The sequence below is a fragment of the Moorena sp. SIO4A5 genome, from assembly GCF_010672005.1.
Classification (GTDB): Bacteria; Cyanobacteriota; Cyanobacteriia; order Cyanobacteriales; family Coleofasciculaceae; genus Moorena.
Genome location: NZ_JAAHHZ010000071.1, coordinates 22,404 through 34,938, shown reverse-complemented (window position 1 = coordinate 34,938; position 12,535 = coordinate 22,404). Strand labels below are relative to the sequence as shown.

The 12,535-nt window shown below is 41.6% G+C and carries 11 protein-coding genes; all 11 read right to left on the bottom strand.

The window, feature by feature from the left end; translation table 11 throughout:
- Positions 1–102: 102 nt before the first annotated feature.
- The 11 genes from F6K57_RS21260 to F6K57_RS21210 all read right to left on the bottom strand — a co-directional run bounded on the left by F6K57_RS21260 (position 103) and on the right by F6K57_RS21210 (position 12,383).
- The gene (locus tag F6K57_RS21260) at positions 103–618 is read right to left on the bottom strand and encodes a glutathione S-transferase family protein (protein WP_293070528.1); all 516 of its coding nucleotides are present in this window, start codon (positions 616–618) and stop codon (positions 103–105) included.
- An 83-nt stretch (positions 619–701) separates the two neighbouring features.
- The gene (locus tag F6K57_RS21255; RefSeq protein ID WP_293070526.1) at positions 702–2,585 is read right to left on the bottom strand and encodes an aspartate kinase; all 1,884 of its coding nucleotides are present in this window, start codon (positions 2,583–2,585) and stop codon (positions 702–704) included.
- 340 nt (positions 2,586–2,925) lie between these two features.
- Entirely contained in the window at positions 2,926–3,876 is a 951-nt protein-coding gene (locus tag F6K57_RS21250; protein WP_293070524.1) for a DUF3050 domain-containing protein, read from the bottom strand.
- 137 nt (positions 3,877–4,013) lie between these two features.
- Positions 4,014–5,216, bottom strand: a complete 1,203-nt coding sequence (locus tag F6K57_RS21245) for a 4-hydroxybenzoate 3-monooxygenase (RefSeq protein WP_293070522.1) — start codon at positions 5,214–5,216, stop codon at positions 4,014–4,016.
- Positions 5,217–5,421: 205 nt separating this feature from the next.
- On the bottom strand, positions 5,422–5,871 hold the full coding sequence (locus F6K57_RS21240; protein ID WP_293022581.1) for a carboxymuconolactone decarboxylase family protein: 450 nt from the start codon (positions 5,869–5,871) through the stop codon (positions 5,422–5,424).
- 330 nt (positions 5,872–6,201) lie between these two features.
- Positions 6,202–7,005, bottom strand: a complete 804-nt coding sequence (locus F6K57_RS21235) for an FMN-dependent NADH-azoreductase (protein ID WP_293022584.1) — start codon at positions 7,003–7,005, stop codon at positions 6,202–6,204.
- 218 nt (positions 7,006–7,223) lie between these two features.
- Positions 7,224–8,243, bottom strand: coding sequence for a methyltransferase (locus tag F6K57_RS21230; RefSeq protein ID WP_293022587.1), 1,020 nt, complete (start codon positions 8,241–8,243; stop codon positions 7,224–7,226).
- A gap of 57 nt (positions 8,244–8,300) precedes the next feature.
- Positions 8,301–9,998: a class I adenylate-forming enzyme family protein gene (locus F6K57_RS21225; RefSeq protein WP_293022590.1), complete on the bottom strand. Its 1,698-nt coding sequence runs from the start codon at positions 9,996–9,998 to the stop codon at positions 8,301–8,303.
- Positions 9,999–10,085: 87 nt separating this feature from the next.
- Positions 10,086–10,352, bottom strand: a complete 267-nt coding sequence (locus F6K57_RS21220) for a hypothetical protein (protein ID WP_293022592.1) — start codon at positions 10,350–10,352, stop codon at positions 10,086–10,088.
- A gap of 130 nt (positions 10,353–10,482) precedes the next feature.
- Positions 10,483–11,595 carry a 3-dehydroquinate synthase II family protein gene (locus tag F6K57_RS21215; RefSeq protein ID WP_293070519.1) on the bottom strand — a complete coding sequence of 371 codons (1,113 nt, stop codon included), beginning with the start codon at positions 11,593–11,595 and terminating at the stop codon, positions 10,483–10,485.
- Positions 11,595–12,383 (bottom strand): 2-amino-3,7-dideoxy-D-threo-hept-6-ulosonate synthase, encoded by a 789-nt coding sequence (locus F6K57_RS21210; protein WP_293070517.1) that lies wholly within the window; start codon positions 12,381–12,383, stop codon positions 11,595–11,597. Before F6K57_RS21210 ends, F6K57_RS21215 begins: the two co-directional genes overlap by 1 nt.
- Positions 12,384–12,535: the final 152 nt, after the last annotated feature.

Here is a 12,535-nt window from a genome sequence, read left to right as displayed (position 1 = left end):
CTTGGCATTGTTAACTGACTGTGTCCTACATCTTAAGTGTACTCTAGCGCTAGCAAAATGTCAATGTCGGTTTTATACAGTTAAATACTGTTTTATACCTATTTATTGGGGTTTAGTTGCGGGACTAACATAGGGGAAGCAAGCAATATCAGCAATTGTGGGGTGACCCAGTTCCAGCCATTCCCGATCACTGAGGTGGTTGTCGAGCAGTGTCAGGATAGTTTCCGACTTTTGTGTTGCTACCTCGATGTTAACGGTTTGTACATTAAACTTGTAATAAAGTCTAGCAAACTCTGGACCCTGGCGAATCTCTCCTGCAGTTGTAGATAACCAGCGCATCACTCGACTCATGGCTTCAGGCTCCAAAGGCAGCCAGTCTTCGCTACCATAGCGCCGTGCTAGATATACTAAAATACCTTGGGCATCCTGAAAGATTAAATCTCCATCGGTGAGAACTGGCACTTGTCCAAAGGAATTCAATTCCAGAAACTCTGGAGATTTGTGTTGACCATTGTCCAGGTCAACCCAGACAGTCTCGTGTTCTAACCCAAGTAGTGAAAGCATTAGCCGCACTTTGTAGCAATTGCCAGATAGCTGGTAATCATAAAGTTTTATCATAATTGTCTTCTCCTGATTTTTGCCTAATTTTTGTCAGTATTTAGCCGTCAGCTTTAATTGTGCCGGATTTATTAGCTTACTTATTAGCCTGCGTAGCTATGCTTTGCTGGTGTAGCCAAACCCTTGAGGGTTTGGGCATAGTTTTTAAGCACCGGGATGCTCCCCTTATGCACCGCATTTAAAGCCTTAACTCCTTCTTCTTGAGCAACCACACAACTAATTTTAGTGTCCGAACTTGTAATCATCTGAATAGTTATTTGCTGTTGTGCTAATGCCTCAAAAAACTGAGCCACAACCCCTGGTTGTGCCACCATACCACCCCCAACTAGACTAACTTTAGCGATTTCTGTATCCACTAGAATTTCCCCACAACCAATACTTAGTGCTAACGCTTTTAAAGCCATGGATGCTGCTTCAGCATCAGCTTGAGCCACCGTAAACGCAATATCACAGCTGGGGATATCATTAAAGCTATGACAGCGTTGAGACTGAATAATCATATCAACACTAATATTTTCTTGTGCCAGTCGTCCAAAGACTTTTGCTGCCATTCCCGCTTGATCTCTGACATGGCGAATTGTGATACAAGCTTGGTTGAGATCAACCACAGCACCGCATACTGGGGATGGGCTTGAACCGGTAGAAAACTCCTGAATTGAATCAGCTCCGAGCACTACAGAACGATCAATTTCAAAAGCCTGACACAAAGCAGCAACAGCGCGATCGCATACCTCAGCATTAATCACACAGGTGATCTTCAACTCAGAGGTAGAAATCATCTCAATATTAACTCCCGCCTCTGCTAGAGTAGAAAACATTTTAGCTGCAACCCCAGGACGTCCAATCATACCAGTTCCAGTAATTGCCACTGTTGCCATATTCTGCTCTACCATCATTTCTACCTCTTGTGACCCTTGCCAAGGATCCCTGTATAAAGCAGAAGTAATCAACTCTTTGAGTTTAGTTTCACTTGCTGCAGCTCCTAAAGTCTCACCTTGTTCAAAACCTCTGTTCACTACGGTCAACGCAATATCTTTACCATCGTCCTCCTGAATTGACTGAATCATCAGATTAACATCGAGATTGTCACGAGCAATTTCATCAAATAACCCTGCCGCTACCCCTAAACGATCCCGCCCTTGCCATCGGGCTACTTTTACTTGATTTGTCTCCAATTCCACTCCATATACTGCCTTGTTAATTTCCAACCCTTTCAGAGAACGAGGTTTAGGCATCGGAGAAATTATCCTAGTTCCTGGTGCATTGTTCCAGCTTGAACGTACAACCAAAGGTACCCCATAATTACGAGCAATCTCTACCGCCCTAGGATGTAGCACCTTTGCCCCTAAACTCGCTAACTCTAGCATTTCATCACAAGTAATTTCTGGGATTAATTGTGCCTCTGGTACAATCCGAGGATCAGTTGTAAAAATGCCTGGAACATCAGTATAAATTTCGCACAAATTTGCTTTTAAGGCAGCCCCTAACGCCACAGCTGATATATCTGAACCGCCACGTCCTAGAGTAGTAATTTCAAAGTTATCACCACTGCTCATACCCTGAAATCCAGCTACAACTACCACTGTTCCTTGATTAAGATAGTGCTGAATTCGCTTTGGCTGAATTTCCCAAATCCTGGCACGACCGTGTTCAGCATCAGTGATAATTCCTACTTGTGCCCCAGTTAAAGAAATAGCCGGTTGTCCCAATTCCTGCAATGCCATACTCAGCAAAGCAATTGATACTTGTTCTCCAGTAGACAGAAGCATATCCATCTCCCGAGCACTGGGATTAGTCGAGACTGCCTTCGATAAACTGAGCAAGTCATCAGTGGTTTTACCCATCGCCGAAACCACTACCACCACAGTATTATTATTTTGGACTGTTTGCTTCACCCGCCGGGCAACTGCTTTAATTCTTTCAACTGATCCAACCGACGTACCACCATACTTTTGGATGATTAGCATGATCTAGCCTCATATAAAGTATTAATTTTAAATTGATTTAAATAAAAAAAAATTTTTTTTTATTGCTTTAGTAATGGCTAATATAATGATTTACTAGGAAAATAGTATTACTATAAACAAGTAACAGTAAACTTCGGACAAGGGAACAGTATGAAAGAGCTATTGAGCCCTATAATAACCTGAGTTCGATGACCCTTCCCTGTTCCGAAGTTCCCTGTTAACTATGGCGGTTTGCATAACTATTAGGTACACAGGATTGTTTTCCCTGTTCCCTGTTCCCTGTTCCCTGTTCCCTAAAAACCCAGAACTTTGTACCTAACAGCAATTGCAAACCGCCTTATTACATCTCAAGCAGCGCTATATCATTCTCTTTGTTGAGCTGAATCAACTCAGCTACACCATCCCATAGAGCATAGCGTGCTTTGAGAGCATTCTCAGCAGAGTTGAAAGCTTGCTCCCACTTTACAGGATCATCACCACAAAGATTTTTTAAGAGTTTTTTCCCCATCGGAACATGTTGATCCTCATCCAGAAAATTATGCCTGTCTAGATAGAGACGCAAAGAATCCCAAGTAAATCCATAAAGACTATCTAAAGTAGCAATAACCTGTCTGAACATAGCAGGAATGATATCTTCTCGACCTAGTAGAAAAGCTGCAGCTACTTCATGGGTTGACTTAGTCGTAGTTTCCAAGGTTAATTTCACAAACGTTTTGGTTAATTCAGGTATCGAAATAGAGGCTAGACTTTGCTCAGATGGAATACCTTTTCTAAGAGAATATATAAACGTTTTAATTGGATTAGTATCAGCCCCAATCTCTGTCATCGCCACCATATATAGATCATAGTGACTGATGTAATTTCCTGGTGAGACTTCATCAGTCTCTTCAGCTAAAACAATCTCATTGACCATCCTGGCAGAATTAATATCTGTCGGTGGCACCCAAGGTACATCCAAGCAAGTGACTCGGTGTTGAAGAGTCTTAATCAGAGACATGAAATCCCAAACAGCAAACACGTGAGACTCCATAAATATCTGTAGAGATACCAAATCATCTAACTGTTGGTAAAGCGGGTGATTGATCAGATCCATACGGCTTGGTTTAAGTTTTTCTTCCAGCTGAGTGTAATAGTCGAAACTCTTATAATTTTGCATTTCGATAATCTTCATGATTGGTCTCCTTAATAACCTGTATATTTTTTTAATCGGTTGAGGCACAAAGTCTTCGGTTTTAGGGAACAGGGAACAGGAAACAGGGAACAGAGAAGAGATAATAGTGAGGCAATTCATCAAGACAGGAAAAAAATTCTGTATACCTCTCAGATAGCGATCCTCAATGAATTCTGAGAACTTTGTTCTGTGTTCCCTACTCCCTACTCCCTACTCCCTACTCCCTACTCCCTACTCCCTACTCCCTACTCCCTTTGCTAAATAATACCGACATAGTTTCTGGCAAAATCTCTGGCAAATGTCACCGATGTAGACAATTGCTTCAATTTCGATTCACTCAACTTATTGAAGAAACGGACATTGTCTACATCCTTGTCTTCAGACTTATGCAGCATATGCAACATCGAACAAGAGAATTCTTGAGCACGCCAAATATAGGGCAAACGAATTTCCGAGTAGCGTTTTAGGTAAGAAATATCCCGTTTTTCCTGGTAGTAACTTACCAATACTTCTCCGAGAACACCCGCATCCTGTACCGCCAGATTTAAACCTTTCCCACCGCAAGGTGTAATAATGTGACCCGCATCACCAGCTATCAATAACCGTTGGTACTGTAACGGCTCCATAACATAACTGCGCATGGATAAAATCCGCTTGTCAAAGATTTCCCCTTCTTTCAAGGTCCATCCCTTTTTCGCCAGACGCTTGGCCAAGGTACTCCAGATGCGTTGATCAGGCCAATTTGTAACCTCATCATGGAGTGGAACTTGTAAATAGTAACGAGAAATCTTGCTATTGCGCGGCATGTGAGCTCCAAAGCCATCATGATGCAAGCCATAGATGACATGTTTTGCAGAAGGTGGTGCGTAAGCTAAAATTGCCAGCCAGCCGTAGGGATGCTGTTTTGTGTAGATGTCTACCGCTCCGTCTGGAATTGATTGGCGCGAGATTCCATGATAGCCATCACACCCTGCTACAAAATCAGCATGAATCGTGATGGTGGTGTCACCATCTTTATCGTAACACTCAACAATGACGCCGTCATCGGTTTGAGTAATTTTTTTCCCCTCATGGCGTAACAATAACTTACCACCTGCATCCAGATATCTTTGAATCAGATCGTCATTGAGATCGCTTTGGGGATAAATGTAATGGACATCCCCATCAGCTAACTTGCCGTAATCAAAGACAACGCTGTAATCAGGGTAACGAAATTCACAGGTATCATGGGTATAGCCATTTTGGAGAATTGTATCCGCTAGACCATGTTTTTTGAGTAGGTCAACTGTGGTGCTTTCCAGCACACCGGCCCGCGCCTTCGTATATATTTCTTCGCGGTTGTATCTATCCGCAATGATACAATCAATCCCATTTTGTAGCAGGATATTACCAACTACAATCCCAGCTGGACCTGAACCTAAAATACAAACTGATGTTTTCAATGCTGTACTATTAGTCATGGTTTAAGCTACCTCTTTAGTTAGATTTGAATAACAAGAAAGCACATTTTATTGACAAACAGCCTCTGTAAGCAGTCAGCAGTCAGCAGTCAGCCGTCAGCCGTCAGCGGTCAGCTTAAAATAAACTTATTTGGCTGATAGCTAATAGCTGATAGCTGTTCGCGTAGCGTGCGCGTAGCGCATTAGCTGATAGCTTACACACCCTCTAATAGGCACCTGGAATCATTTTTGTAGTAATAGCAATACGATTCCAACCATTTATCGTGACAATAGCCATCAAAATTTTAGCGATTTCAGTTTCTGAAAAATAGCGACTTACCTCTTCATAAACTGAATTCGGTACCTGATTCTCTGAAATCAGAGTTACTGCTTCAGTTAGCTCTAATACAGCCCGCTCTTCTGGACTAAAAAACGGCGCTTCTTGCCAAGCATTTAGGGCATAAATTCGTTGTTCTGTTTCTCCATTACTTCTGGCTTCTTTTGTATGCATATCGATACAAAACGCACATTTATTCAGTTGAGAAGCACGAATTTTTATCAACTTTATCAGTGTTTTATCTAACCCACTTTTATTCACATATTTTTCCAAATAATTCATGGCTAGATAAGCTGCTGGTTCAACTTTATTTAGTTCCAATCTTGTTTCCATTTCCATACCTAAATTGGTTGGTAAACTTACAAAAGTTGACGTTTTAATTGATTAAGCTAATACAGCGGTTTGCAATTCAATTAGGTGCAAATTTATGGGTTTTTAGGGAGCAGGGAGCAGGGAGCAGGGAGCAGGTAAGAGGTAAGAGGTAAGAGGGAAAACAATCTTGTCTACCTGATAGTTATACAAACCGCCATATCCATTTAAATTTCAGTCCGATCCACTTCTGAAAAAGCCGGTCTACCCTCTCCCCATCTCCCCATCTCCCCATCTCCCCATCTCCCCATCTCCCCATCTCCCCATCAGCCGACCTTTACAATTTAAATGCGTGAGACCTTACCAGGTTTCTACTGCTTTCTCAAGCTCAGCACGGGCATTGGCCAAAGATTGCTGACGGGCTTCTTCCCCTAAATCTAGTTTCTCGGCATGAATAAACGTGATATCTGTAATGCCAAGTACTCCAAATATAGCCCGTAAAAAAGGTTCCTGATAATCGTAATCAGCAATAGGGCTTCCTGGAGAGAAAGTACCGGCACGAGCTGTAAAAATTAGCATTTTCTTTCCCTTAGGAACTAAGCCCCGATATTGACCAGGTTCGTCAAAGGTAAAGGTGCGATTAAATCGAAAAATTTGATCGATATATGCTTTGAAGGTAGATGGAACATTGAAGTTGTACATGGGAATGCCAAAAACATAGCGATCGGCTGCTAAAAATTCATCCACCAAAGTATCTGATACTTTAATTGCCTCTACTAATTCAGTAGTGCGTTTTTCGGGAGGACAAAATGCTGCAGCAATCCACTTTTCATCAACATGGGGCACAGGATTATGACCTAAATCTCGATAGCTGACAGTGTCGTCTGGATAGAAAGACTTCCAAGTTTGAATAAACCGATTAGACAATTGCCGAGAAATAGAGCGATCGCCACGGGGACTCGCATCAATGTGAAGAATATGCGTCATCTTAAGTTGAAGGTTGTTTGCCTGTTTGATTGGAGGTTGAAGGTTGAAGGTTGAAGGTTGAAGGTTGAAGGTTGAAGGTTGGAGGTTGAAGGTTGAAGGTTGGAGGTTGAAGGTTGGAGGTTGGAGGTTGAAGGTTGAAGGTTGAAGGTTGTTCGCGTAGCGTGGCCGAAAGGCCAAGGTTCAGAATATAACCTTTAACCTGGTAACCTAGTAACCTGTAACCTGTAAACTCTAACCTGATCAGCTGATAACCTGATAACCTGCTAACCTGCTAACCTGCTAACCTGTAACCTGATAACCTGCTAACCTGCTAACCTTCAACCTGATAACCTGCTAACCTTCAACCTGATAACCTTAAACCTGCTAACCTGCTAACCTGCTAACCTGTAATTGGATTATTTGATGCCTACTGCCATTGAGTAAGCTCCTACAAGAGGTTTAGTGTAAGTGTCTTTGAATCCTACTTTGTCCATCCAAGCACAGCAGTCTGCTCCTGTATAGTCGAAACCCCCAAAGGTCTCGATCAGCATATTTAGGCTCATGAGTAACCCAAACTTGTTCTGGCAGCGCTCATCGTCGATTAGTGCGTCGTAAACAATCAATGCACCACCGGTCGGGAGTGCTTCGTAGGCTTTGGCAATTAACAGGTGCTTTTGTTCTAGATTCCAGTCATGGAGGATTTGTCCCATCACCAAAACATCAGCACTAGGCAGCATATCCTGGAAAAAGTCACCACCATGGAAGTGTAATCGCTGGCTAAGTCCTCTGGAAGCAACATATTCCTCGTAAATTGGGCGAACCACTGGCAAGTCGAACCCACCTCCTTGTAAATGATGGTGACTTAGGGCAACGGTTACTGGTAACTGCCCTTGAGCGGTACCGATATCGATAAAAGTCTGGAAGTTCTCCCAGGGAAATTTTTCAGCGATCGCCTTAGCTACTCCCATACTGACCCCAGACATTGCTTCCAGAAAGAGTTTTAGGCGGGCAGGGTCCCTGTAAAGGGTGCCGAAAAAGTCTTCTCCATTTTTGGCTTCATTCTGGGGTTGACCGCTCCGTAACCCTTCTGTTAATGAACCCCAAAATTGATAGAGACGGTTGTTGTACATCTCTAGGTAACCACCGATATAGGAAGGCTTGGAGCGGTCAAGAAACAAATCACTTTCAGGAGTGTTACTGTAACCGTTATCAGAAAATTCTAACACTTTTAAGGCAACTAGTGCATCCAAAAAATCTCGCGCACTACGGGGATGAAGTGCTAGTTTTTCAGTCAATTCAGCAGCAGTCATAGAACTCTGAGCCAGTTCAGTAAATACTCCCAGTTCCACTGCACTTAAGAATGTCTTAGATGCCGAGAAAGCAAACCCCAATTCCAGTAGTTTGTCCGGTACCAGCTGTTTAGTAACCGCTTCCATTGACTAGTCTCCTTCTAGTTTATTTTAGTAAAAAATGTTCAGTGAATTATAAAAAATCTAAGACCTAACTGGAACTTTAGTTAGCTGTGCATAAGCAAAATCATAAAGCCCTTTACTATCTAAGTTATGCTCAGCACAAATTAGGATATCCTGATATTGCTCGCGAAGCTTCCTTTTCAGGACTTTTCCTGTTGAACCGACAGGAAGATTACTAACAATTTCTAAGAAAGACAATGGTTCCAAATTGTTATACAATAGCTGATGATTGATAGCAGTAATCAGAGCTGATGCTTTAATACTTTCTTGTGCTTTCAGCTTGATAAAAGCCACCAAACCATCGAAGCCTTTTTCCTTAGGAACCCCAATTATTGTACAATCAGCAACAGCTGAGTTGTTCTTCAAAATTAATTCCTCGATGGGTAACGTATTGACTAAGCCCCTAGCGCACTGAATAGCATCAACGGAACGATCCACGTGAAAAAATTTATTATCCTGATCATAATAAGCCAAATCCCCACTAATCCAGTACCCTTGTTTATAACTTTTGAGGGTGCGGTTAGAATCATTCCAATAGCCTGGTGTAATAGTTGGAGATTTAATACCCAGGAAACCTACCTGATAGGGTGGCAGTAGATTTCCCTCCTCATCTAATACTACAGCTTTTACAAAACTGCGTGGCTTACCCATATATCGATTATACAAGCTTGTCTGGCGACTAGAGACTTTATTAAACAAAGCCATGCCGAGTTCTGAAGCACCTAGACCATCAATAAAGACTGATTTAGAATTCCCGGCATTTACCAGAGTCCTGATATGAGCTTCATGGGCAGCATCTCCCGTATTAATCCACATTTTTACAGAACTCAATTGGTCTTTTTCTAAAGCCTGGGAAGCCATGTCGGCATAGGTTTGTGGAAAAGCTGCTACTATAGTCGGTTTAAGTTTTTTAGCTTGAGTAATAGCATTATTACCAGATAAATCCGACAAAACCATAGTGGGTAACCCCAGTAAGGTTACTGTCATAAAGTAGCTAATTCCCGCTGAATGTGAACTAGGTAAGGCAAACAAAAACTTATCGGATTGACTAGCTGGGAAATTTAGCAGCCGAATTCGTTTGCCAAAGAAAAACTGTTGATGCCCAAATATCACTGGCTTAGGCTTTCCAGTAGTACCAGAGGAATGACAGATCATAATTGGATGAGAATCTGTAGGAGAATATGGATACCACTGGGGAAGCTCTATCTCTGAGCTTTGAACAGCTGTATTGTTGACATCTGTGGCAATAAACTTTAATGAGTCATTAGTTTTGACGTAGCCACTAATACTATCGAGGTGCTTCTGATCAGAATATAAACCAATGGCACCAACACGCCTGATAAAGTCAGCAGCAATATCAGGATCCATACGACCGTTTACCAAAACTGGAATAGCACCGAGGTTGTTTAGTGCTAAGTAATGGATAAAGTAACCGATTCCATCGTCTAAATAGATAGCAACAGGATCATTCTCACGAATACCAGATTTCCTGTACCAAGAGGCATAGTTATCAACAACATCTTTTAAGGAAGATAAACTAAAACTGTTGATCGTCTCTCCTGTGAATGTTTTAAAAGGTTTTTCTAAAAACAAAAAATCATTGTTTCGATAATGGTTATTAGTAACAGAGTAATGGAGGAAGTTACCACATCCTAATTTCTTAGACAGGAATAACTTAATTCTTTCGTACAATGGCAAAATAGTTGGGTTAATGTTCATGAGCTTAAATCCAAAGTCGTGTCGAAATATAATTTATAATACCTAACAGATAATGTAATGCCGATAATGCCGATTATTTTTGAAAATTTAAATCAAATTTGCAAGTTCACTATCAGACAAAATAATCTCACCATAATCGGGAATCCAAGCTAGCCAGGTATTCTCAGATTGCCGACATAAAATAAGAGCTTCTTCACAATGAATCGAGTTAGGGATATCAGGGGCTTTAACCCAAACTTGAGAGTAGGATTCTCCCTCAAGGTTACTTGAGTTATTGTCTCTAAAACTTAAGGTCGATTCACTCTGCCTATTTTGGTTTTGCTTATAGTCATTTAAGCTAAGTAATGTACTCATTCTTAAATCCCCTCTTACTTGCTAATACATGTTGATTGTTTCCAAGGAAGTGATATCGTGTCCGGTTGTGGGCGATAGTGTTATTTGTCGTTGTTTCTTTGGTAATCGATACTCCCGGACATGATATTATTTACTTTTCCAGACAAGACTCTTTTACTGGAAGCCCAACATGCCGTCCACTAGGCGCAGTATGACCAAGCAGCTTATCGCCAGGCTTCAATTCTGTGACATTCAGGACTTTACCACCAGGTCCAAGAACTCTTACATGCCAATCGTCTTGAACAATCACATTTACCGGAATTCCCGATTGAGACACTGCATCGATACTGAGTAGGGGACGAACTTCTATCTTCATCCTGCCTACAACTATTTCTCGTGCCTTGCCATCACAATTTACCCCTAATACTTTGTGTCCTGAACTCAGCTCACTAAGATAATTAGTTTGACTAACACTAGACACTAAATAAGAATGTATAGCACCAGCATTGACTCGGAAAGGACGAGTTGGCATGTAGGGCAGTGGATGGGTCTCGCTGCTAACTAAAATCATTCCTTGGGAATAAGAACCAATGAGTATACCTTCATCTTTGGCAAAGTTAGAACAAGTATCTACACAAGCCCGCTCTCCCATGCCAATATGGGAAATTTTTGTTACTTCAAGTTCTTCCAGTGAAACTTCCAAATTGTTGGCCTTACGACACAGCTGCCCAAGCTCCCTGGCATCGATAATCCCGTTAGGGGTTAGCATGACTCCATGTGACCCTTTTTCTAAGACCCCCAGGACAATTTCTGCTTCCTCAATATCTTTGACAACGGTAATTATTTGCCCATCCGTGTTGTCTGCTGAGGCTAAAACAATCTCTAGAGGAATTTTTGTGGGGTCTTTAAAATAGATGACAGCCCATTTTTCTTGTCTAGCGATCTTACAAGCAGTTTGTAAGGTTTCGTCATCGGTCACATGAACAAAAAATCCTATTTCTGCTTTAGATTTGTACGTTTCTGGTTGAGTAGTTATTTCAGAATACCAGGAATGATCAAACAGTACTATTTCGGCTTTATCGATACATCCTTCTGCTTCTTCTGGGCTGTCTACAAAAGCAATGCGAGAGATAGAGTCATGACAATCCATGACTGGACTTGATGAATCAACCACCACTCCATTGATATCAGAATTTAGAGATCCACACAGCGCTTTATAGTCAACATCATTAAAGCTTCTGAGGTCTAACCAAGATAATTTCATTACGCTACCTCCTTGATAGTAAACTGATAGGGATTAGTGATAACTTTGGCAATTTCTTGAGAAATGAATGAGGGATTACTGTGTTGAAATATATTTCTACCAACAGCAACGCCTTTACCGCCAGCCCTGATGGCATCTTTGATCATCGATAAGATCGAGCTATCTGCATTACTCTTTGCTCCTCCGGCAACGATAACAGGGATGTCAACGGCATTAACAACTTGTCTGAAGGATTGAACATCGCCAGTGTAGTTGACCTTGACAATATCTGCTCCTAGCTCCCAGGCCAATCTGGTTGAGTGAGCGATCGCATCTGCATCGTACTCATTTTTAATCTTCTCTCCTCGTGCATAAACCATTGCTAGCAATGGCATACCCCATTGATGACAGGCTGCTGATATTTGGCTGAAATCTTTGAGCATACGATATTCATCGTTGGCCCCAAGATTAACGTGAATTGAAACTCCATCTGCACCAAGCTTAATGGCTTGTTCAACACTACTGACTAGATGTTTGGAAGATGGATCGGGAGATAGGTTAGTTGACCCAGAAAGATGCAAAATTAACGATATATCTTTCTGAATTAAACCTGGATGGATTGCCCGAGCTATCCCTTGATGAGCAACAATTGCACTAATGGTTTTCTCCGGTAACGATCTGATGAATTGATGAACTTTTGCCAGACCACTAACCGGACCCAGTGTAAACCCATGGTCAATTGGGACTATAAAATAGTTGTCTAATCCTTTGAGAATTCTTGCCAAACGATAATTTTTACCAAGAGACATAACAGACTCCTTTTGACTCGATTACATGATGTGGTGTTTTCCAAAATCTTAGATTCCTATCGAACTAAGTGTTGGAAAACTAACTTTTAGTGTTTCATGGCACTTAGCTCAATCTCGATATTTCTATCGTGCCTGACACTCACAAACCGAAA